This is a genomic window from Lactobacillus kitasatonis DSM 16761 = JCM 1039, assembly GCF_000615285.1.
Taxonomy (GTDB): domain Bacteria; phylum Bacillota; class Bacilli; order Lactobacillales; family Lactobacillaceae; genus Lactobacillus; species Lactobacillus kitasatonis.
In genome coordinates, this window is sequence record NZ_BALU01000003.1 from 1 (window position 1) to 20,627 (window position 20,627).

Annotated in this window: 23 protein-coding genes and 3 pseudogenes; 21 read left to right on the forward strand and 5 right to left on the reverse strand. The window is 34.9% G+C overall.

Annotated features, from left to right (window positions below):
• Window positions 1-631: phosphatase PAP2 family protein (locus JCM1039_RS02330; protein ID WP_025014496.1), on the reverse strand; the 631-nt coding region annotated here is incomplete at its 3' end.
• Window positions 632-746: 115 nt separating this feature from the next.
• Here JCM1039_RS02330 and JCM1039_RS02335 point away from each other — a divergent pair.
• The 11 genes from JCM1039_RS02335 (at window position 747) to JCM1039_RS02385 (ending at window position 9,659) form a co-directional block, all read left to right on the forward strand.
• Window positions 747-1,361, forward strand: coding sequence for a sugar O-acetyltransferase (locus JCM1039_RS02335; RefSeq protein ID WP_025014497.1), 615 nt, complete (start codon window positions 747-749; stop codon window positions 1,359-1,361).
• A 44-nt stretch (window positions 1,362-1,405) separates the two neighbouring features.
• Window positions 1,406-2,572: a serine hydrolase domain-containing protein gene (locus tag JCM1039_RS10340; protein WP_051523203.1), complete on the forward strand. Its 1,167-nt coding sequence runs from the start codon at window positions 1,406-1,408 to the stop codon at window positions 2,570-2,572.
• A gap of 71 nt (window positions 2,573-2,643) precedes the next feature.
• Window positions 2,644-3,465 carry a PfkB family carbohydrate kinase gene (locus JCM1039_RS02345; protein ID WP_025014498.1) on the forward strand — a complete coding sequence of 274 codons (822 nt, stop codon included), beginning with the start codon at window positions 2,644-2,646 and terminating at the stop codon, window positions 3,463-3,465.
• Between the two features lie 9 nt (window positions 3,466-3,474).
• On the forward strand, window positions 3,475-4,032 hold the full coding sequence (locus JCM1039_RS02350) for an ECF transporter S component (RefSeq protein ID WP_025014499.1): 558 nt from the start codon (window positions 3,475-3,477) through the stop codon (window positions 4,030-4,032).
• A gap of 75 nt (window positions 4,033-4,107) precedes the next feature.
• A complete protein-coding gene (locus JCM1039_RS02355; RefSeq protein WP_025014500.1) occupies window positions 4,108-5,313 on the forward strand; it encodes a L,D-transpeptidase family protein in 1,206 nt (401 codons plus the stop codon).
• Window positions 5,314-5,529: 216 nt separating this feature from the next.
• Window positions 5,530-5,883 carry a hypothetical protein gene (locus JCM1039_RS02360; protein ID WP_025014501.1) on the forward strand — a complete coding sequence of 118 codons (354 nt, stop codon included), beginning with the start codon at window positions 5,530-5,532 and terminating at the stop codon, window positions 5,881-5,883.
• A gap of 114 nt (window positions 5,884-5,997) precedes the next feature.
• Window positions 5,998-6,564, forward strand: coding sequence for an LOG family protein (locus tag JCM1039_RS02365; protein ID WP_025014502.1), 567 nt, complete (start codon window positions 5,998-6,000; stop codon window positions 6,562-6,564).
• A 77-nt stretch (window positions 6,565-6,641) separates the two neighbouring features.
• The gene (locus JCM1039_RS02370) at window positions 6,642-6,854 is read left to right on the forward strand and encodes a hypothetical protein (RefSeq protein WP_025014503.1); all 213 of its coding nucleotides are present in this window, start codon (window positions 6,642-6,644) and stop codon (window positions 6,852-6,854) included.
• Window positions 6,855-7,001: 147 nt separating this feature from the next.
• A complete protein-coding gene (locus tag JCM1039_RS10345; RefSeq protein WP_025014504.1) occupies window positions 7,002-7,847 on the forward strand; it encodes a helix-turn-helix domain-containing protein in 846 nt (281 codons plus the stop codon).
• A gap of 64 nt (window positions 7,848-7,911) precedes the next feature.
• Window positions 7,912-8,082 carry a hypothetical protein gene (locus JCM1039_RS12130; protein ID WP_155831087.1) on the forward strand — a complete coding sequence of 57 codons (171 nt, stop codon included), beginning with the start codon at window positions 7,912-7,914 and terminating at the stop codon, window positions 8,080-8,082.
• Window positions 8,079-9,659, forward strand: a complete 1,581-nt coding sequence (locus JCM1039_RS02385; RefSeq protein WP_025014505.1) for an ATP-binding cassette domain-containing protein — start codon at window positions 8,079-8,081, stop codon at window positions 9,657-9,659. Before JCM1039_RS12130 ends, JCM1039_RS02385 begins: the two co-directional genes overlap by 4 nt.
• Window positions 9,660-9,726: 67 nt before the next feature.
• On the opposite strand, the gene JCM1039_RS02390 is transcribed toward JCM1039_RS02385, so the two are convergent.
• Window positions 9,727-10,299: a hypothetical protein gene (locus JCM1039_RS02390; protein ID WP_025014506.1), complete on the reverse strand. Its 573-nt coding sequence runs from the start codon at window positions 10,297-10,299 to the stop codon at window positions 9,727-9,729.
• A gap of 94 nt (window positions 10,300-10,393) precedes the next feature.
• Between JCM1039_RS02390 and JCM1039_RS02395 the strand changes: the two genes are divergently transcribed.
• Window positions 10,394-10,792: a hypothetical protein gene (locus JCM1039_RS02395; RefSeq protein ID WP_155831089.1), complete on the forward strand. Its 399-nt coding sequence runs from the start codon at window positions 10,394-10,396 to the stop codon at window positions 10,790-10,792.
• A 171-nt stretch (window positions 10,793-10,963) separates the two neighbouring features.
• On the opposite strand, the pseudogene JCM1039_RS02405 reads toward JCM1039_RS02395, so the two are convergent.
• Window positions 10,964-11,431 (reverse strand): annotated as a pseudogene (locus tag JCM1039_RS02405) (PTS sugar transporter subunit IIC); the annotation flags it as partial.
• Here JCM1039_RS02405 and JCM1039_RS10350 point away from each other — a divergent pair.
• The 3 genes and pseudogenes from JCM1039_RS10350 to JCM1039_RS02425 all read left to right on the forward strand — a co-directional run.
• A pseudogene (locus JCM1039_RS10350) lies at window positions 11,424-12,025 on the forward strand (amino acid permease); the annotation flags it as partial. The pseudogenes JCM1039_RS02405 and JCM1039_RS10350 sit on opposite strands and share 8 nt — an antisense overlap.
• A 79-nt stretch (window positions 12,026-12,104) precedes the next feature.
• On the forward strand, window positions 12,105-12,734 hold the full coding sequence (locus tag JCM1039_RS02420; RefSeq protein WP_025014510.1) for a zinc metalloprotease: 630 nt from the start codon (window positions 12,105-12,107) through the stop codon (window positions 12,732-12,734).
• A gap of 50 nt (window positions 12,735-12,784) precedes the next feature.
• Complete coding sequence (locus JCM1039_RS02425) at window positions 12,785-13,228, forward strand: hypothetical protein (RefSeq protein WP_025014511.1); 444 nt, start codon at window positions 12,785-12,787, stop codon at window positions 13,226-13,228.
• Between the two features lie 175 nt (window positions 13,229-13,403).
• Here JCM1039_RS02425 and JCM1039_RS11865 read toward each other — a convergent pair.
• Together JCM1039_RS11865 and JCM1039_RS02440 are read right to left on the reverse strand one after the other, a co-directional pair.
• Window positions 13,404-13,718: pseudogene (locus JCM1039_RS11865) on the reverse strand (amino acid permease); the annotation flags it as partial.
• A gap of 213 nt (window positions 13,719-13,931) precedes the next feature.
• Window positions 13,932-14,864 carry a 2-dehydropantoate 2-reductase gene (locus tag JCM1039_RS02440; protein WP_025014513.1) on the reverse strand — a complete coding sequence of 311 codons (933 nt, stop codon included), beginning with the start codon at window positions 14,862-14,864 and terminating at the stop codon, window positions 13,932-13,934.
• A 175-nt stretch (window positions 14,865-15,039) separates the two neighbouring features.
• On the opposite strand from JCM1039_RS02440, the gene JCM1039_RS02445 reads away from it, so the two are divergent.
• The 6 genes from JCM1039_RS02445 to JCM1039_RS02470 all read left to right on the forward strand — a co-directional run bounded on the left by JCM1039_RS02445 (window position 15,040) and on the right by JCM1039_RS02470 (window position 20,580).
• Window positions 15,040-15,942 carry an ROK family protein gene (locus tag JCM1039_RS02445; protein WP_025014514.1) on the forward strand — a complete coding sequence of 301 codons (903 nt, stop codon included), beginning with the start codon at window positions 15,040-15,042 and terminating at the stop codon, window positions 15,940-15,942.
• Window positions 15,942-16,823: an AraC family transcriptional regulator gene (locus JCM1039_RS02450; protein ID WP_025014515.1), complete on the forward strand. Its 882-nt coding sequence runs from the start codon at window positions 15,942-15,944 to the stop codon at window positions 16,821-16,823. Before JCM1039_RS02445 ends, JCM1039_RS02450 begins: the two co-directional genes overlap by 1 nt.
• A 105-nt stretch (window positions 16,824-16,928) precedes the next feature.
• Window positions 16,929-17,822, forward strand: coding sequence for an alpha/beta hydrolase (locus JCM1039_RS02455; protein ID WP_025014516.1), 894 nt, complete (start codon window positions 16,929-16,931; stop codon window positions 17,820-17,822).
• A 26-nt stretch (window positions 17,823-17,848) separates the two neighbouring features.
• Window positions 17,849-19,018 (forward strand): MFS transporter, encoded by a 1,170-nt coding sequence (locus JCM1039_RS02460; RefSeq protein WP_025014517.1) that lies wholly within the window; start codon window positions 17,849-17,851, stop codon window positions 19,016-19,018.
• An 18-nt stretch (window positions 19,019-19,036) separates the two neighbouring features.
• Entirely contained in the window at window positions 19,037-19,945 is a 909-nt protein-coding gene (locus JCM1039_RS02465; protein ID WP_025014518.1) for an alpha/beta hydrolase, read from the forward strand.
• Between the two features lie 104 nt (window positions 19,946-20,049).
• Entirely contained in the window at window positions 20,050-20,580 is a 531-nt protein-coding gene (locus JCM1039_RS02470; RefSeq protein WP_025014519.1) for a hypothetical protein, read from the forward strand.
• Window positions 20,581-20,627 lie beyond the last annotated feature (47 nt).

Sequence of the window (20,627 nt, forward strand, 5' to 3'; positions counted from 1 at the left end):
AGAAATTATTTTTTGACGTTCTCGGGGTTACTTTATCCCAAATCGCATCGACAATGCCGATCCACATTGCACCAAGTACAACTGAGCCGCAAACGTCTGATGGGAAGTGAGCGTAAAGATAAACTCTTGAGATCATTACTAAAATTAGCCAAACAACTAGAAGTACGTCTAACCAAATTCTAGCAGTTCTGTTTTTGACTAATGCTGGAATCAAAATAAGCATTAACCAAAAGACGATGATTGACATTCCCAAAGTGTGACCGCTTGGGAAACTGAAGCCATCGTCGACTGCCATGTGGGCAGCAGGACGAGCACGTTGAACAACATGCTTAACGATCCAGCCAAACGCATCAGCAGTAATTAATGAAACTACGATACTGAGCGAGAGGGGACGTTGCTTTTTAATCCATAGAATAACTGCAATTAATAGCATCCAAACCAGATCAACTTTGGTATCGGCTAAGAACGTAATCTTAAGCATCAAGCCCTTTAATCCAGGGATAGTATGCACGATTTGTTCAAAGAAATTGTCGAATCCATTGATCCAGCTTGCATGCATCATGATTGAGATTGCCAAAATTAAAAAGATTGGCAAACCAATACAAATAGCTGTAATATTTTTCTTTCGCATATTTTCCTCGATGTAAAATAATTTTTAAACAACAGTACGAGTTTATCATATAAAATGTAGATAAAGAAAATTTAATTGTAAGAAAAATAAAAATGAAAGTTTAGAGGACTACTCAATGGAAGAAAATACTAAGAAAATGCTTGCAGGTGAGCCTTACCGTCCTGATACAGAAGAATTAGGTAAATTTTCAAGTTTAGCTCACCGTTTATCTCGTGATTACAACATGACTGCTGATGAAGAAAAACTTGAAAGAAGTGCCATTATTGATAAACTTTTCCCAGATCATGGTGAAAGTGTTTATTTGCAAGGACCTATTGAAGTCGATTATGGCCGTTTTACCAAATTAGGCGATAATTTCTATGCCAACTTTAATTTAACTATTCTTGATACCTGTCCAATCACTATTGGTAAAAACGTCATGTGTGGTCCTAACGTTACTTTAGCTACACCACTTCATCCTTTGCTTGCTGAACAACGCAATCCTAGAATGCAAGAAGATGGCAAAGTGGCTGATATCGAATACGGTGCTCCAATTACTATTGGCGATAATTGCTGGTTAGCAAGCAACGTTACTGTTTGTGCCGGTGTAAAAATTGGCAATAATTGTGTAATTGGTGCAGGAGCTGTAGTTACCAAGGATATTCCTGATAACTCATTAGCTGTTGGCGTACCTGCTAAAGTAATTAGAACTCTTTCAGAGAAGGATCATTTGAATAATTATCCTTATTAATAAGTAAAAATTTATATAATCTGTAACTCCAATGAAAAAAATAAATGCTAATATTAGGCTATGAAGAAGTAACATTTCTGGAGGGTTCTAAAACGAGACATTTTAATCTAAAAAGACTATTAACAAAAACAGCAATCTCGTTCACTGCTGTTTCTGCATTGCCAATTGCTGCAATTACGTCATCTAAGGATGCAAATGCGGCAGATGATCAAACTGAAATGCGTAGTTTTGTCAGAAGAACAATTGCCAATGACTATGCAAGAGGCACTACTGTAGTTGTCAAAAATGGACAACCACAACAAATTAGTTACGGTTATGGCTATTATGGTAAACGTCTTGGTGCCGGTAACAGCAAGGTAGTTTACCCAGTGTGCTCTTTGCAAAAAGTAATCACTGCAGCAATTATTACGCAATTGATTTATGCAGGAAAATTTACGCAAGATACTAAGATTTCAAACTGGTATCCTAACTTGAAGGGTGCATCAAACATTACTGTAGGTAATTTGATGACGCACACGTCAGGTCTAAAGGCTACTGATACTGAAGTCAACCGTGGTCGTATCTATTCTGAAAATGATGCGATCAACTGGGTCGTTAATAGACTGAATTCTACTAGCCAAAATAATCCAGGTAAATTTTCTTATAATAATACTAACTACATCTTGCTTGCGGGCATTATTCGCCAAGTAACAGGTAAGTCTTACAAGCAGAATGTCCAAGAACGTGTTATTAACCCATTAGGCTTAAAGAGAACATACTTCTTAGAAGATATTCCTTCAGGTATGACAGATGGTATTTCTTATACTTGGAATTACAAGAACTATCAATGGGCACAATATGTTAAAAAGCAACAAGCTTCCCAACTTGTTGGTGCCGGCAACTTGTTTTCAACTCCAATGGATTACTACAAGATTCAAGTTGGTTTGACTAACGGTAAGATTTTGGATCAAGCTGAGTACAACTACATGACTAACTTGGATACTAAACCTTCAAACGGTTATTCAGGTGGTATGTACATTAAAGGTAACCTTAAGTCAGCATATGGTAACTTGTACAACACTCACTTTGGTAATTGGGTTCAATTAACTAGAGATAATCAAAATGGTTTAATTATGTTCTTGAATCAAACTCAAAACGACGAAGCAAGAAATAAGAATATTGGTTACCAAATTTTGAACCACATTCAACCTGGTACTTTTAGTGCAAAGTAAAATATATTTTAGTCCTGCTACTAACTTATGATAAGCTAGTAGCAGGATTTTTACTTTGAGGGAGTGAGAAAATGAAAAATGGAGGAGTTTTAATTAGTCAAGACTTGTCATGTGCCGGGCAAGTATCATCTTCAGTTGCTTTGCCTATTCTTGGTGCTTGTGGCATGCGGCCAACGCTTTTGCCTACCGCAATTTTATCAACGCATACCGGATTTCAAGGCAATACTTGTCTTGATTTAGGTAGTGAGATGCCTAAAATTATTGTCCATTGGCAAAAAATAAATTTAAATTTTGATGCTTTATATTTAGGTTACTTAGGTAAAAATGCACTAGATTTTTGGATTGATAATATTGATCAAGTAAAACGCAATGATCAGGTGGTTTTAATTGATCCAGGAATGGCAGACCATGGCAAAATGTATCGTGGTTTGGATGAAGAATATGTAGAAAACATGCGTAAATTGATCTCTAAGGCTACGATTCTAACACCAAATATTACTGAAGCAGCGTTTTTATTAGGAAAAGATCTAACCGAAGTTTCATTAGAAAAAACACAAGAATTTGCCGAGGAATTAGTACAAAAATTCTTGATTCCTAATGTGGTGATTACTGGGATTTCAATTACCAAAGAAAAAATCGGTGAGGTTGGCGTGACTGAAGGTAAAACTTGGTCACTGATTCAAGAAAAATTGCCAGGTAGTTTCTTTGGTACCGGCGATATGTTTGCTAGCGCATTTTTAGCAGCGTTTTTGCATGGAAATGACTTAGAAAAGAGTTGTTCAATCGCAGCAGACTTTATTAGATTGGCAATAATGAATACAAAGCAAGACACATTATTTGGCCCTGACTATGCGGCCGGATTGCCTTGGCTATTACAAGAAATAAAAAAGTAGGTGTAAAAAGTGAGAAAAAATATTAATTCATTACAATCATTGATGTTTACCGGTTTATTTGCGGCGATTATTTATATTGGTATTTGGGTGTTACGTATTCCCGTACCAGCAATGGTTGGACGCCCGTTTATCCATTTCGGTAATACATTGACTGCCGTTGCTATTCTGTATCTAGGTTATCGTAATGGGATGATTGCCGGCATTATTGGTTTAGGCGGCTTCGATTTGCTTAATGGCTATGCGGCAACTTCATGGTTGACTATGTTAGAAGTGGTAGTTGTGGCTTCAGTGCTAACTGCTGTTTATAAAGGGATGAACTATAAAGATACTAAGAAGAATATCATTATTCTTGGTATCATTGCCGGTGTCACAAAAATTTTTACCACTTATTGTGTGTCGATCGTTGAAGCATTGATGGTAGGAACAAGTTTGCAAGTTGCATATATTGGAGCTTTCGTCAGTTTGCCAGCAACTGTCATTAACTCTATTTCTACCGCAATTTGTACTCCAATTTTGTATTTTGCTCTAAAAGATGCCATCAAGGCAATTATGAAAAAGACAAACTAATGAAACAATAGATTTTACACACGTATTGATGGGTGCTATATTAAATTTATTGATTAATAAAAAGGGTAGAAATTCATGAACGAAGATCTAAGAAAAAGAAATAAGCGAAATAATCTGATCATCTTAGTGGTCGGAATTGTCATTATCATCAGTATTATTGCCGGTTTTAGCATTCATAATCATCGTGTTGCTACACAAAATGCAGCTGAAAAATTTGCACGTACTCACTTTAACCCTAATGTAAAAATTGATGGGGTTAAGGTTGGCAAATTAACTGTTAAGAAGGCTACGGATAAGGTTAATAAGAATGCTAAAAACGTAGTTAGATTGAAAAACAATAAGTTAGTTTACAGCTACAGCACTACTGGTCAACCAATTGATGAACAAGAAACTAGTAGTTTGTTTAAGAAACAACAAACTAAGACGCCATCAAACAAGAGTTACAGCTATACAACTAAAGATTTAGCAACTGCTAAGAATAAGTTGAATAGTCTTAAAAAGCTAGTTGTTAATTACAAGATTAATGGCAAGACCTATAAGTTAAAGGCTAGCGAGCTTTTAAACGATGTTTCTTACCAAAATGGTAAATATCAGTTTGGTGATACTTCTAAGTTGACTGATAAGTTAAACCAAATTGATAAGGAAGTTTCAACTTTGCATAGAAGTTACAAGTTTACTGTTCCTACTGGTAATAAGGTAAAGGGTAAGACCATTACAGTTAAGAACAAGACTTGGGGCTGGGGCGTTTATGTTCAAAAGACACGTCGTCTTTTGTTAGATGCTATTGCTAAAGGTAAGACTAGCTTTGATGGTGCAGATGCTATTTATGGTTTGGGTTACAGTACTTATGCTCATGGTTACGGTTATTCAAATCATGAAATTGGTAATACCTATGCTGTAGTTTCATTAAAGAAACAAGAAGTATGGCTTGTCAGAAAAGGTAAGCTTAAGGTTCACTTGAGAGACGTCGTTACCGGTACTATGGAAGGTAGCAAGAGTGATCAAACTCCTCGTGGTGTTTGGTACATTCACTACAAGCAAAGAAATGCAACTTTACGTGGTAGCAATGATGATGGTTCAAGTTATGCTTCACCAGTTAACTACTGGATGCCATTTACTTTGAGTGGTTGTGGTTTCCACGATGCTAGTTGGAGAACTGACTGGAGCAAGACAGCTTACTTAAAGGGTGGTTCACACGGTTGTGTTAACGTTAAGCCAAGTGAAATTAGAAGCGTTTGGAACAACATTTCTAAAAACGAACCAGTAATTATTTATGAATAGATTTAACAAATGAAAGAAATAGGACTACCATAACAGTTGGCCGGATAAAAATCCTTCCTCCTGAAGTGATTATTACATAACCTATTTTCTTCATTATAAGTCTCGCTAAAGTCGCAGCAATGTTATGTACATTGCTGCGGCTTTTTTATAAATTAATGTTAATAACTATAAAAAGAATGTTATAGTAGGCAATGTAGGAAAAGAGGATTTTGAAAGATGATCGATATTTATAATGAAAAACTTGCAAAATATGCAGATGGTGAACGCCGTATTTTTACTGCAACTTTTTTGCGTCCTGATGATCGTAAGGGAATTTTTCAAAATTTAACTGTTAATAATGAAGATAATGTTGTAGTTAAGCAAATTGCTTTGCGTATGAACAAAGCCTTTAAGGAATTAAATCTTGGAAAAGGCGACGTCGTTCAATTTGAAGCAATCGTTAAGCAAAACAGTCGTGGCGAATATACTGTTGAGCGTCCTACTGGAGTAGAAAAGATTAGCTCTGGCGAAGACGAAGAAGATAGCGGCGTTCATACTGTTGGCGACGATTGGGATTGGTTTGAAAAGTAATTAAAGATAGAAGATTTTAAAAAAGAAAAATGTTGATATATGTGCTTTTAGCATTGATATATCAACATTTTTTTGTGTTAAAATAAAATGATTTAAGTAATAGGGAGGACAATTATGATCAAGAAACTTGCTGTATATCTTGGTGCATCTTCAAATGCCAAGTCACAATACAAGAAAAATGCCGTTCAGGTTGGCCAATGGATGGTAGATAACAACCTTGAACTAGTATATGGTGGTTCTGAAGTAGGATTGATGAAAGTTTTGTCGGATACAATCCTAAATAATGGCGGTAAAGTTTACGGTATAATTACTAATCAATTAAATGATCGCGGTGTAACTAACAACCATCTTACGGATTTGAAGATAGTTGATACGATGGATGAGCGCAAGCTTGAAATGATGAATGAAGCAGATAGTATGATGGCTATTCCTGGTGGGATTGGAACTTTGGAAGAAATCAGCCAAGCCATTTCCTGGATCACTTTAGGTGACAACCCCAAGCCTGTTGCTTTTTATAATTACGATGGCTTTTATGATAGTTTGCATGATCAAATTTTGCATATGCACCATGAGGGATTCTTAGAACAAAGATACGTTGACGCTATCTGCTTCAGCGAAAATCTTGATGAAATTTTAGATTTCATGAATTCATACAAGGCACCAGTTCGCCGTGATTTCTAAAGAAAAATTTTCTTTTCTAAATCCTTTCTTTTTGTATTGAAAGCGAATACAATATAGGCGGAAAAGAGGTATAGATTATGACAGAAAACATGATGAAGCACTTAATTATGGAAGACAAAGTTAGCAAGATTGTTGGACCAATTGTTTGCATCTATCTGTTGTGGCTAGCATTGATGGCAATGTTCAACTTTAAAGTAATGATGATTGCAATTGGTGTTCAATTTGTTGTTTTGCTAGCTTATATGCTAGTTGAGCCTTTGATTTTTAGAAAAGGAAGAGCGGAAAAATAAATTGGTATCTCTATTAAAGTGAAAGATCTACTAATCGTTTGACTAGTAGATCTTTTTTATTGTTATTTTTAATACTCTATACCCGATAAGCAATATAAGTGGCATACTAAAAATAATAAAACATATATAGTATACGAGAGGAATATTATGTTAAATATCGGTAGAGCATTGAGGAATGAAAGATTAGCTCAAAATAAAACACAACGAGAGTGGATAAAAGATGTACCTATTTCTGTATCTCGATATTCGGAGATAGAAAATAATACTATAAAAAATGGTAAAAAAGCTGATATAGATAGTGAAAAATTGATTTTACTTTTAGAAAGTAACAATGTAGATGTAAAAGAGTTTTTCTCTAATTTACAATACAAATCAACTTCAATTGAAAAATTATCTTTGGAGATATCGCAAGCTTTTAATAATGGAAATTATAAAAAAGCAAGTGAAGTAAAAAGAAAAATATTTGCAAGTTCAAATGCTCCATTAAGCTTAAAGTATAGAGCTATCTTAATTGTGTCAGAATTAAAGGATCATATGGCATCATTAGATCGAAAAACAATAGATGAAATCAGTAGCTATTTGTATAAATCAAGTGATTGGGTTAAAAATAAGGAGGCATTAATATTATTCGGAAACTCTATGCCAAGAATGAATTCGAATATCTTGAAGAGGCGAATGAAACAAATTATTAATGAATATTCAGCTATTAATAAATTTCCTGATAGAGTTCAGCGCCGAATCTCAACTATTTGTATAAATTACATATTTAACGCAATTTTTATCTATAAAATAGATGCATATGTTCAAGAATCTCTAGATTTAATAAAAAAACTACCAGCTAATGACGTTTATGGATTAAAGAAGTTGGTTGGACAGTATTATTTAGATTATCTAAAAAGTGATCAAAAACATATGACAGAATTAAAAGAATTACTTAGAAGATGTGGATATAATTCTTTAGCTAGCAGATTAGATTTCGATATAGCGAAGTAATTTTATGAATTAAAAAATGCCATGTAGAATACTTTTAGATTAGTTCATGAAAGGAGTAGTTGCGATGATTTTTGAAACATTACCAGTTCTACCTTTATGTATGTCTGAAAAAAATAAAAATAAATTTTTAAAGTTAACTTCGTTTATAGAATCTGAAAAATTAGAGCAGACTTTATTAATAATGTTAACTAAAGAAACGGATATAAATGAGTATGTTAAAGGACTAGCAGTATGAAATACGTTATAAAACAATATTCCAAACATATTCTAATTTTTGCGATCTTATCGCTATTACTTGCGATTATTACTGTATCAGACGCCTTAGTTTTGCAATTTATTATTAGTAATGTAAGAGATGCTAATAGAATTCCATACTATGTAATAGTATTATCAGTAATATTTTTTATATTAATTCAGGGTATCGTATATTATTTTCAACAGTTTAATTCTGAGTATTTAGCCAAAAAGGCCGTTAATTTGTATAGAGGGATTGTCTTTAAAAGAATTACTAATCAACGAATATCAGTATTTGATAAGCAAAATCCAAGCAACTATGTTTCATTAATGACTGCACAAATGGATAATCTGGATGAAAATTATTTTTATGCAATATTTTGGGCTTTCTATTTAGTAATTCAATTTATTGTTGCGTGTGTTGTTGCACTTGTTATAAATCCAACTATGGCAGCTATCGCAATCGTATTATGCATTCCTAATGTATTATTGCCGTTAATTTTTAGAAGGTCTCTTGAGAATACTAAGCTTAAGACAATTAAGCAAACAGATGCTTATGTCACTAAAATATCAGATTACTTATTTGGATTTGCAGACTGGAAAATTAATGGTGGTAGCAAGTTAATTAATAAGCAAGAAAGTACCGAAAATAATCAGCTTTTACAATCACAAAAGAGGGAATTAAAAGCACAAAATATTTCAACAGCATTTAATCACGCTTTTTCCAATGTTTTATATTTAGGTACATGGTTAATTGGAGCTTTTTTCATTTTAAATAAGCAAATGAGCATTGCTTCAGTTGTAGCATTTTCTCAACTAGTAATTAATATCTCATTTCCAATTTATAGTTGTGCAGATATGTTTTCACAGATAGTTGGTGGAAAAAAACTATTTGAGAAAATTGAAAAGCAAGTATCAGTAGAAGAATCAGAAGATAATATAATTAAATTAGGTACATTCGAAAAAATCAGTTTTAAGAATGTATCTTTAAAAAACGAGCAAAAAATAATTCTTAGTTCATTAAATCTTGATATCTTTGCAAATAAAAAATATTTAATAAAAGGACCAAGTGGCAGTGGCAAAACTACCTTTTTAAAGATTTTAACTAAGCAGATAATAAATTATGAAGGAAAAATCACATTTAATAAAATTGATTTTTTAAACATTGCTGATCAAAAATTATATTCTAAAATTGGATATTTACCTCAACAAGGACATATATTTGAAACAACTCTGGCAAATAATTTAACTTTATATCAAAATAGAACAAAAAATCAGTTGATTGAAGTTTTGAAATTTGTAGAACTAGAGAAGTGGGCAAATGAAGAATCTTTAAATAAGAATATTAATTCAGAATCTGTCTCAGGTGGAGAAGCTAAGAGAATTGAACTTGCACGGCTTCTTTTGCAAAAGAAAGAAATTATTATTTTAGATGAATTTTCATCTGGATTAGATAAAGAAACTTTAGAAAAGAGTGAAGATAAAATATTCTCGTTATCAAATAAAACAATACTTTATGTAACGCATGTATATAATTCGAATCTGATCAATAAAGCTGATGAAGTTATACAATTTTAAAACGATTATTTAATTAATACATAGGAACCTAATTTTGCTATTAACTTAGCAGGGAAGGTTCCTTTTTTTATTTTATTTTTGAAAAATCATATTTGCGATATTTAAGTGCAGCTTGTTTATCTTTGAAAGCAACACCGTTAATGGCTTTAGGATTAGTTCCATAGCTCATTAACAGGCAATCTTCTCCTTTGAACTTGCCTAATTTGTAAACCATATCAACAGTATCTAAGAATCCACGCTCCTTTAAAAAATTATTATCGGTTGTGATCATGACAGCATTACCAGCGTATTCTTTATTTTGCTTTTCAGAATTATGATCCAGTTTTAAATTATGATCAATTTTTTGATAGGTGACACTACCATTAAATGTGTGTGTAGTAATGACTAACTTAGTAGCTTTTTTACTGTAAGGATCGCCGCGATACCAGGTGCCACGGTACTGCTCTGGTATGGTTGTTAATTTGAAGCCTTTGTATTTTTTATGCAGGTCAATCTTTGGTGTGATATTTTGGGATTGCTTTTTAGAGGGATGCTTCTCTATTTTAGTACTCGTCTTGGACACTTGATGATGTGTAGGTGCACATCCTGATAAAAACAATCCGGTTAATAAAATAGTCGAAGTAAAAAATAGTTTTTTCATGATGAGATTATTCTAATTAGTTTAAATACGATTTTCAATGAAATTTCTTATCAGATCCTGTATAATTTGAAAAAATGTATTTACAGGGGATGATATGATGAACGAAAAACGAGAAGAGTATAATGCTATTTTATTTATTAGTATAATTTTGCTAGCAGTTGGCTTTGTTGCAGCCGTATATTTTCTATTTAAAAAGGAAAATAAATTAGCTTTAGAATATTTCCTGGCAGGTTTATTGGGGGTAGCAATTGAGGTTGTAATGGGCTTAATTTCCCATTGCTCGTTACTAACGAGTTTTGTCCCAAAAGGTAATGTCTTGTTCACCACATTAGGAGCATTTCTTGTATTTGGTTTCCTTGATCGCTTTAATTGGAAGTGGGTAGGGCTAGTCACACTTATTTTTAGTGTAATGCTTGTTCTTCTGCCATTAGTGCACTTGAAGAATATGACTGATACATTCTTCGTTATCCCGCAACTTCTTATGACATGTTAATTGATATGCTTATTGCTGATAAAATGAATCGGTGGGTTGCATTAACAATAGCCATAATAGGTGGCCTTATTTGGGGGATTGCTATTGATAGCACTAATTGGACTAATATATTAAAAAAGGCAGATATCATGCTATTTGCATGTATCTACCTTTTTTGTTGAAAATTATTTGTTACTTAGTACCTGGGCGTTGCTTTTTTTCAACTTTCTTACCCATAGTCATATTGTCGTTGTAGCCCCATACCCAAGTTACGATAAAGGCGACCACGATTGAAACAGCACTAGCGATTAAGAATGTGTAGAAACTGTTTAATTGAGTTGGGTGAGCTGGGTTGAAGAAACTTGAGAATCCGATCAAACCACCGGTGAAGCCGTACATAGTACCGTGCATTAAACCAGTAACAAGACCACCGAATGCTGAACCGATACAACCTGAAGCAAATACTTTCTTGTATCTTAAGTTAATACCGTAGATAGCTGGTTCAGTAACACCGCAGAATGCTGAAATAGCAGCAGCGATACCTAATTCCTTCATGTCAGCTTTCTTTGACTTAACGGCAACCGCCAATACAGCAGCACCTTGAGCAACCATAGTTGAACAAATAATAGCGTTTAATGAACTTGGGCCAGTTGAGGCAATGGGTAAGAACTTCGGTTTAGGTAAATTCTTCTTGTATCTGTTCATTGTGACGCAGGCACTTTACATGATCGCTCAGCTGGCAATGCTAGTTGATGGTATGTCACGTGAATTCCTGTCAGATACTGCTAAGAAGTACTTGCCTAATGGTTTAACTAAGAAGGATAAAAATGGTTTGCCAATTCATGGTTATTGGTTGACCACACTTCTTTGTTCCTTCATCATGTTCTCTTCAGCAACTTTGCCAAACATTAATTCAATCTTTAACCAGTTGTTGAACTTGAACGGTATTATCGACCCATTCACCACTTCATTCATTTTCTGGGCCTTCATCAAGATTCGTGAAGATGAAAAGAAGTATCATGCCGAATACGTTTATATCAAGAATAGACGTATGCTTTAATCATGGGGTGGTGGTGCTTCCTCTTGACCTTGGTTGCCGCATTTGGTTCAATCTTCCAAGTCGATGCACCTACAGGCTCAGCTGAATACTGCCAGACAATCTTCTTGAATGTCTTTGAATCATTTGTTTTGTTGGGCTTAGGTTTGATTTTGCCTTTGATTGCTAAATGGCAAAGAAATCACGCAAAAGCTTAATAAATAGAATTGAATAGAAATGAAAATGTGCTTTAATGGTTGTATTAAGGTACATTTTTTATTTATGTGAGGGACAGTTATGAAAAAGAAATTTTTGCTTAAAGCTATGGCAGCTGTACTGCTGATGACACCAGTAACTGGAAATTTAGTTGCAAGAAATGCAAATGTTGTTTTTGCCCAAACTAAGAGCTTAAAGGTGAAGAATATTAAGAAGCCGGTTAGAACCGTTTATCTTAAAATGAAACCTAAGAGCTTTTTGTATAAAACAATGAAACAGGCGATGAAAGCTTGGAACAATACTGGCGCTTTCACTTTTGAACAAGTTAAGCAACAGAGAGATGCCAATGTCGTTGTGACTGATCTTAAGAGAAAAGATATTCCAATGCCTGGGATCACATTTGTTAAAGACGATGCTTTGCATATTGGTCGTAAGGCCAGCAAATTGAATCCAGTGATTAATCTGAATCCTGCATTTTTGAATAAGACATATGTGAGAAAAATGCTGCAGAATAGTAATATTCCAGAAAATCAAACTGATCTTGCTTTAAATAGATGGACGTTGGCAATTTGTGAGCATGAATTAGGCCATGCAATGGGTCTTAAGCATTATAAAGGCAAGAGAGCTTCTGTAATGAGAGAAAATCCTGGCGTACCAATTCAACCGGTTGATGTGCAAAATGCGCGTCGTCTGTATCATCTTGGTCACTAGCTCATATTTTTGTATAATGGACTTATCTTGTAAAGAAAGCAGATTTGATAATGTTAAAAGATGAAAAGAAGTTTGATGAGTTAGGTCAAAAGTTGTTCATGAAGGGTGTTTTACAACACTTTGAACAAAAGCACGGTCCAATCAAAGGCAGAATGATGGTGACTGAAGGCAAGATTCCACCAGAAATGCTTGTTAAGCTGCAACCTGAATTGATGAAAAACCCTAAGTGGGTTGTCGTTGAGGGTAGCTTTGACTTTTGTAATTATACAATTGGTATGGTTGTTGGTCTTAATCCAATTAGACCAATATCTGAAGGCTGGTTAACACCCCAATTGAATCATCCAGGTGTTAAGCCAACGAAGAACTGGCAAGAATTCTTTATGGAAAAGGTTATGGAGAATATCGACGACAACGGCAAGATTGATTTGCCATTGTACAGTTGGATCTCTGATAAGAGTGATTTGACGTTGACTGATAAGGAACGAGAAAAATAATTGAGACGTGAAAAAGGCTTGGTTAGCGTGTGTGCTAATCAAGCTTTTTTGATTTTATTTCAAGACTAAACCTTCTAAATTACCTAATTCAATCTTAGCTGATCTTTTAACACTCAATGTCTTGCCGTAATCACGGTATTTTTAACGCATCTCTTTTAATTCTAAGGGATGCTCGAACCAGTACAACGTGGCAAGCCCAGTAGGTCCAGCCTGCGTAGTAGGCCCATTTAACACCCATGGTTTCATTAACCCAGGATGAAACACCACCTTCGGAGTCTTTAAAGGTGGCACCAAGTTCACCTACCATTAATGCATAAGGTATAAAGTAAAGCAGGAACATTAAGATCCAACTAAAGATTATCTTGGTACCATCGAAGTAGACATAACCATTAACAACGTAACCAAATCTTCAGACAGTGGAGAAGGCCATCATTGCCAATGTAATCCAAAGCATTTTCTTAGCTTGTTTCTTTTGTTGCTGTTCAATCATCATGATCATCTCCTTACATATGAGATGGCTAAATATAAATAAGTCAAAGCTAATTATATTATTATATCCGCTTTCATTATAATATTAATTATTGTAAAAATAACAATTTCTATTAATTAATGTGGAATATATAAATACTAGATCATACAAATAAAGCACCACTAGCTATACAAAAAATAACTAATAGTGCTTTTAAATCATATTTTGTTAGAATTATTTAACCTTTAAAATATCTTCCTTAGCATGGATCAAACATGTAATGAAAGCACAGTATGGAGTGGCAACACTATGCTTCAAGCCCTTGCGCCAAACGGCACCGTCAATATAGTCGATCTCAGTTGGACGATTGTTTTGAACCAAATCCTGATGCATTGAAGGATAGTGTGGCGTATCAAACAAACTTTCAACGTGTTCAATAACTTCTTTGCGATCCAAGTTGACGCCCTCGTATTGAGCAACATCCGCAAATTCTTGTACGATATTTCTAGTCAACTCGTCAGCTTCCTTAGTGTGACCAAATTGCTTGCAGTCAGCATCAAGCAAAGCACAAAGAGCATTAACCACGCCGTTAACACAAGCTTTACGCCAGATAGAGTACATGACGTTTTCACTGTAACTAGCATTCAAACCAGCATCAGTCAAAATCTTAACGATCTTTTGCGTCTCGTCTTTACCTTTTAGATCAAGGCATTGGATTTCGACGTTACCATTGTCATTGGCGAAAGTAATGTGGCCAGGAGCCGTCATCATTGATGCCCACATTGTGACACCCATAATGATGTGATCGCGAGTGACAAATCTCTCTAGCACATCTTCGTGACCTAAGCCATTAAGCAAGCAGAGCACATAAGTATCTTTGCTAATGATTGGCTTCAGACTGTTTAACATATTTTCTAACTGCATTGACTTGGTAAAGACGATTAACAAATCAACACTTTCGTGTTGCTCATCGATTTCTTTAGGACTGTAAATTGGCATCTTTTCTGCAATTTCTTCGTCCTTAACTCTAGCGACCACGCCATTTTCACGGATGGCGACAATGTTTCTGTCCCAAGTATCGATTAAAGTAACGTCATTTCCAGCTTTCTTTAAATGCCAGCCGAATTTTGAACCCATTGCGCCGGCTCCAGCAATTGCAATTTTCATAATTCTAAGCCTCCTGTATAATTAGTAATCGCTTTCAGCATAGGCTAAAACTGAAGATTTGGCAATTAAAATGAGTCAATAACGTTCTTTTTAAATATCAATATTTGACTTGTTCTCACATCATAAAAACCATAAAATGGCATATGAAAGCGCATTTATGGAGAGAAGGATCAAAATGAAGAACTATTTAAGTATTGATATCGGTGGAACTAATGTAAAATATGCTGAACTTGATAATGCCGGTCAAATTATTAAAAAAGAAAAGGTAAATACGATTCATGATAAAGAACAATTTTTATCTGAAATTGATAAGATTGTTGCAGAGTATGTAGATAAAGGTGTTAAGGGTATTGCCTTTTGTGCACCTGGTAAGATTGTTAAAACTGAGATTCACTTCGGTGGAGCATTGCCATTCTTGGACGGAATTGATTTTGCAAAAAGATATAAGAAATATAATTTGCCTGTAGCCGTAATTAACGATGGTAAGGCTAGCGTTTTAGCTGAAAACTGGTTCGGCAGTCTTAAAGATATGAAGAACTGTGCGTCAATCACTCTAGGAACTGGCCTTGGTGGCGGTATTATTGTTAATGGTAAAATATTAAACGGTGCACACTATCAAGCTGGTGAAGTAAGTTTTCTTAACTTGGATGTAAATGCTAAAGGTTTTGACGGCTTCTCTGGCTCACTTGGTTCAGCCGTAGGTATGATTAGTAAAATTAATAAAGCTTTAGGCAATAAAGATGAAACCGATGGCTTGGCTGCCTTTAAGGCAATCAACGATGGGGATGAAACTGCACTAAAGATTTTCAATGAATTCTGTCATATAGTAGCGGTCGTAATTCTAAACATGCAAGCAGTTGTAGATCTTGATGTGATTGCGATCGGTGGCGGCATTTCAGCTCAACCAATCGTGGTTAAAGGAATCAATGAAGCATATGATAAATTGCTTGATGATAATCCATTGGTCAAGAATACTTTCACTAGACCAGAAATTGTAGATACTAAGTTCAAGAACAACGCCAACCTTTATGGTGCTTTGTACAACTTATTAATTCATGTTAATGGTGAAAAATTATAATGGCTGAAAATAAACAGATAAAGCTGCATGAAATAGTAGTACCAACTAGTCCGTTACCAGTTTGGTACTTTATTTTTAATACAGATAATGGTGTGCCAAAATACGTTGCACCTCACTGGCATAGAGGAATCGAGCTAAGTTTTACTTTAAATGGTGCAATTACAGATTTCATCATTGCAGGTAAGCATTTTAGCACAAAAGCAGGGCAGATTTTAGTAGTAAATACACAGGTGATTCATAGTGTCAATTCAACGCTAAATAAGAATGGAAAAACACTATCAATTATTTTCCCATTTGATTATGTAGCCAATTTATATCCTGAAATAAACTATCAAGAAATTGATATTAATTATCCCGAAAAGCTAAATAATGATCAAAAATTGGCATATTCCAATTTGCAGGGCTTACTGACACAATTCTACTGGTTAGCCTCATCAACCCAGCCACTAAAGAATCTTAAAATGCAACAGATTGTTGATGAAGTACTTTTGCTACTACTTGAAAGATTCACCAAGGAGAAACCACCTGAAAGTGAGATGGGGCAACGCAAGGTCTACGTGATTAATCGATTGCAGTTTATCACGCAGTATGTAAATAACCACTATCAAGAAAAACTCACGCTTGATTCAATTGCTAAGAAATGCAACGTCTCCAAGGAATATCTGTCGCGCTTTTTCAAAAAGCAGATGGAAATCACGGTTGACACCTATATCAATAATGTTAGAGCGCAACGTGCTTATTTTGAACTGAAGAATACTAGTCATAATTTGACCCAGATTGCGATGAATAATGGCTTCTCTGGTGTTCGTACAATGAATCGAGCTTTTGATAAGCTTTATGGTAAAACTGCATCCCAAATTAAACGAAATTTCAAAAATTAGCACAAAAAGAGATCAATCAACGCCATTTTAAGGCTAAGATTGATCTTTTTTTATTATAAAATCGCAGTTATGATGTAAGCGTATTCATTTAGGAGGGCAAAAATTATGGTTGATCAAAAAGTTTTAGATGCAGTCAATGAAATGAGAACTAGTTGGAAGGCTAGCGATGATAAGCGTGATAGCGGCTTGCCACATGACATTCCAGAAGTGAAGAGAATTGATGATCTTCAATATGGTGAAGATCCTAAGTGGAACTTGCTTGACCTTTATCTACCTAAGAATGTAGAAGGAAAAATTCCAGTAATCATCAACATCCATGGTGGTGGCTGGGTTTACGGTACAAAAGAAACTTATCAATTTTATGGCTTAGGAATGGCTAAGCGCGGCTTTGCTTTTGTTAACCCTAACTACAAGCTTGGACCTGAAGTAAGCTTCCCTAAGGAGCTTGATCAAGTAAACGAATATATTTACTGGGTTGCTGATCATGCTGATGAGTATAACCTTGATAAGAACAATGTTTTCTTAATTGGGGACTCAGCTGGTGGCCAAATGGCAGAACAATATACCGCTATTTTAACTAACCCAGAATATCGTGAAAAATTTGGTTATAAGTTAACTGACTTAAAGTTCAGAGCTGTTGCCTTGAATAGTCCAGCCACCTTTATGTTAGACAAAGGCATGATAGCTGGTGGTACATTAGCTTACTTCAAGCCAGATGTAATGGATGAAAAGAATCGTGATTTGCTTAATGTTGAAAAATACATTACTGAAGATTTCTTACCAACCTTTATAAGTACCGCAAATCAAGACTTCATTCATGATTGTGCTGTTCGTTTAGACGGATTTTTAAGAGCAAAAGGAATCGAAGTAATTCAAAAGTCCTGGGGTGATGAAAAGCATCCAGAACCACATGTCTTCTTGATTAATCAAAAAGATGAGTTAGCTAAAGACGCTAATGATGAAGAGGCAGCATTCTTCAAGAAGCACATCAACAAATAGTCATTTTTCGATAGGAGGAAAGAAAAATGAAAAAAGCTAAAAGAACGCAAGATCATTTGATTTTCAAAATTTCATTACTATCAATATCCATCTTCTTGATGATGGCACCGGCAATTTCACCAGCTTTACCACTTATGTATCATGCCTTTCCAGGCGTGGATCAAGCTGGTGTTGAAACTTTAGCCACTATTCCTAATATTGGTATCGTAATCGGGTTGCTAATCAGTCCATTTCTGATTCGCTTCATTGGTGCAAAAGCTACGATTTTAACTGGTTTGGTTGTTACCTTGCTTAGTGGTACTTTTCCAATGTACGCTACTGCCTATACACCAATCTTAATTTCACGTTTCTTGATTGGTGCTGGTATCGGTTTGTTCAACTCATTAGCCGTAAGCTTGATTCCACAATTTTATGGCGATGATGAAGAAGAATTGGCTACGATGGTCGGTTACCAAAACGTAATGGGTGGCTTAGGTGCCGCAATTGCTTCATTTTTGATTAGTTACTTGATCACCATTTCCTGGCATGCAGCCTTTGCCATTTACTTCTTAGTAATTCCCGTATTAATTCTCTTCACCATCTTTGTGCCACTTCCTCGTGAAAAAGTAGATGAAAATAATCAAAAGAAGGCTAGACCAAAGCAAACAGTTAATAAGAAAGTAATCATGATTGCCATCTTTATGTTCTTCATCTTCTTATTCTGCATGCCAATGAGTTTTAAGATTCCAGCATTTGTAGTTGAAGAAAAATTAGGTACAGTTAGTGAACTTTCATTATTAACAGGTATTTTGAACCTGGTAAGTATTCCTGTTGGTGCTTCATTTGGTTTCTTCTTTAAGAGATTGCACGATAAAATTTTCCCGATTGGCTTTTTAATTGTAGCTATTGGCTTCTTAGTTATCGCAATGTCAGTCAACTTTGTCATGCTTACAATAGGAAGTTTAATTTTAAATATTGGTTTCGGTCTTTCAGTTCCATATATGTACAACTGGCTTGATTGGAGTGCACCAAAGAACTCAGTCAACTTGGCTACAACTATCGTGTTAGTTTTGGTAAACGTAGGGTGTGCTATCTCACCAATGGTTTTAAATGCAATTACTTCAAGTGCTAGGATGTGTTTGCTTGTTTCGGCCATCTTCTTTGGTTGCTTTACAATTTACGCATTTATTCACTATTTAAGAGTTCACAAGAATTAATAGTTAGAAGGCTGGATTATGGAATATACGCAAGAAATGAAAGACTTAATTACCCAGTTTAGAGCTGAATGGAAAAAGCACGATGACGAAAGAGATGAAGGCCTGCCAACTGAGATTCCAGAAGTGATCCGTCATAATGACATTAGCTATGGTCCTTACGGTAAATACAATTTGCTTGATTTGAATTTGCCAAAAAATTATTCAGGAAAATTGCCAGTAATCATTAATATTCACGGTGGTGGTTTCTTCTATGGCAGCAAAGAAACGTATCAATTCTACTGTATGTTTTTGGCTAAACAAGGTTTTGCCGTAGTAAACTTCAATTATCGTTTGGCACCTGACTATCAATTTCCAGCAAATGTTGAAGACATTGATCACGTATACAATTGGCTCTCTACTAATGCGGAAAAGTATAATTTGGATTTGAACAACGTCTTCTTAGTGGGTGACTCAGCTGGTGGTCAAATGGTAACGCAAATGAGTGCTATCTATACTAACCCTGAATATCGTCATATGTTTGGTTTGAGAAATCCCGACTTTACGATCAGAGCAGGGGCTACTAACTGTGGTGGCTTTATTACTGAGAATTATCATAAGATTCCTAAAGAGCAAAAGATCATGTATGCGGCAGGTTTATACTTTGCCACTCACCAAGACACGGCAACTGTTGATTTAACCAAGCTTGAAGATTACATTCCTAAACAAATGCTTCCATTATATGTAATGACTGCTAACAAGGATTTTGTCCGTGAGCAATCAATTATGTTAGATAAATTCTTGACAGAGCACAAGATTGCGCATGAATTCCATGAGTATGGGGATGCAGATCACGAGCGTCAACATGTTTTTCATATTAATCAGAAAGATGAATTAGCTAAAAAATGCAATCTTGATGAAATCAGATTTTTCAAGGAACATATGGCTTAAAATAATTTCCATAAAAACCATCCTAGACTAACTAAGATGGTTTTTGTATGCAATGAAATAGTTTATAATTATAGATGAAAAACTAATAATAGGAGGGACTTGTTATGAGAAAGAGATATTTGTTCCTAATGTCATTAGTTGCATTCTTTAGCATTTTCTTTGTAGGGATGCAAAGTCAAAATGTTTATGCAGATACTCAATATGGCATTGCTCGTAAATATACAACACCTAAGGCAACTCGGGGAACTTGGTACTATCGTGAAACTGACAAGTTCAGCAGTGATAAAAAGACCATTCATACTTTGAAAATTACTGCTCACACTGCTAATAAAGATAAGTTGTATGTACCTTCACAAAAATTCTTTAAGAAGAATGTATATAATGTTTCTTCAAAGAAGCGTAATGCTTTTATCAAGAAGGTTATGAAGAAGAATATTTATGCAGCTTATAACTTTAAGAAGGGCTTTAACGTTAATAATTGGGTTAACTTGGCTGGTGATGGTGTTTACTACATCCCTGTAACCAGAACTGTTAAAGGTAAAAAGGTGAAGGCTTTGAAGATTGCTACTGGTGCAGATCAACATGCCAGCGCCTATGCATTCAAGACCAAGGCTTTAGCTAAGGCTACTAAGTAATAGAAATCTTATTTTAATGAATATTTTAAAAAGACATAGTTAGAGTA

Excerpts from the sequence above, each read along its gene's own strand:
- JCM1039_RS02335 (WP_025014497.1), top strand. The coding sequence starts at position 747 with ATGGAAGAAAATACTAAGAAAATGCTTGCAGGTGAGCCTTACCGTCCT.
- JCM1039_RS10340 (WP_051523203.1), top strand. The coding sequence starts at position 1,406 with ATGCTAATATTAGGCTATGAAGAAGTAACATTTCTGGAGGGTTCTAAA.
- JCM1039_RS02345 (WP_025014498.1), top strand. The coding sequence starts at position 2,644 with ATGAAAAATGGAGGAGTTTTAATTAGTCAAGACTTGTCATGTGCCGGG.
- JCM1039_RS02355 (WP_025014500.1), top strand. The coding sequence starts at position 4,108 with ATGAACGAAGATCTAAGAAAAAGAAATAAGCGAAATAATCTGATCATC.
- JCM1039_RS02360 (WP_025014501.1), top strand. The coding sequence starts at position 5,530 with ATGATCGATATTTATAATGAAAAACTTGCAAAATATGCAGATGGTGAA.
- JCM1039_RS02365 (WP_025014502.1), top strand. The coding sequence starts at position 5,998 with ATGATCAAGAAACTTGCTGTATATCTTGGTGCATCTTCAAATGCCAAG.
- JCM1039_RS02370 (WP_025014503.1), top strand. The coding sequence starts at position 6,642 with ATGACAGAAAACATGATGAAGCACTTAATTATGGAAGACAAAGTTAGC.
- JCM1039_RS10345 (WP_025014504.1), top strand. The coding sequence starts at position 7,002 with ATGTTAAATATCGGTAGAGCATTGAGGAATGAAAGATTAGCTCAAAAT.
- JCM1039_RS12130 (WP_155831087.1), top strand. The coding sequence starts at position 7,912 with ATGATTTTTGAAACATTACCAGTTCTACCTTTATGTATGTCTGAAAAA.
- JCM1039_RS02385 (WP_025014505.1), top strand. The coding sequence starts at position 8,079 with ATGAAATACGTTATAAAACAATATTCCAAACATATTCTAATTTTTGCG.
- JCM1039_RS02390 (WP_025014506.1), bottom strand. The coding sequence starts at position 10,299 with ATGAAAAAACTATTTTTTACTTCGACTATTTTATTAACCGGATTGTTT.
- JCM1039_RS02395 (WP_155831089.1), top strand. The coding sequence starts at position 10,394 with ATGATGAACGAAAAACGAGAAGAGTATAATGCTATTTTATTTATTAGT.
- JCM1039_RS02420 (WP_025014510.1), top strand. The coding sequence starts at position 12,105 with ATGAAAAAGAAATTTTTGCTTAAAGCTATGGCAGCTGTACTGCTGATG.
- JCM1039_RS02425 (WP_025014511.1), top strand. The coding sequence starts at position 12,785 with ATGTTAAAAGATGAAAAGAAGTTTGATGAGTTAGGTCAAAAGTTGTTC.
- JCM1039_RS02440 (WP_025014513.1), bottom strand. The coding sequence starts at position 14,864 with ATGAAAATTGCAATTGCTGGAGCCGGCGCAATGGGTTCAAAATTCGGC.
- JCM1039_RS02445 (WP_025014514.1), top strand. The coding sequence starts at position 15,040 with ATGAAGAACTATTTAAGTATTGATATCGGTGGAACTAATGTAAAATAT.
- JCM1039_RS02450 (WP_025014515.1), top strand. The coding sequence starts at position 15,942 with ATGGCTGAAAATAAACAGATAAAGCTGCATGAAATAGTAGTACCAACT.
- JCM1039_RS02455 (WP_025014516.1), top strand. The coding sequence starts at position 16,929 with ATGGTTGATCAAAAAGTTTTAGATGCAGTCAATGAAATGAGAACTAGT.
- JCM1039_RS02460 (WP_025014517.1), top strand. The coding sequence starts at position 17,849 with ATGAAAAAAGCTAAAAGAACGCAAGATCATTTGATTTTCAAAATTTCA.
- JCM1039_RS02465 (WP_025014518.1), top strand. The coding sequence starts at position 19,037 with ATGGAATATACGCAAGAAATGAAAGACTTAATTACCCAGTTTAGAGCT.
- JCM1039_RS02470 (WP_025014519.1), top strand. The coding sequence starts at position 20,050 with ATGAGAAAGAGATATTTGTTCCTAATGTCATTAGTTGCATTCTTTAGC.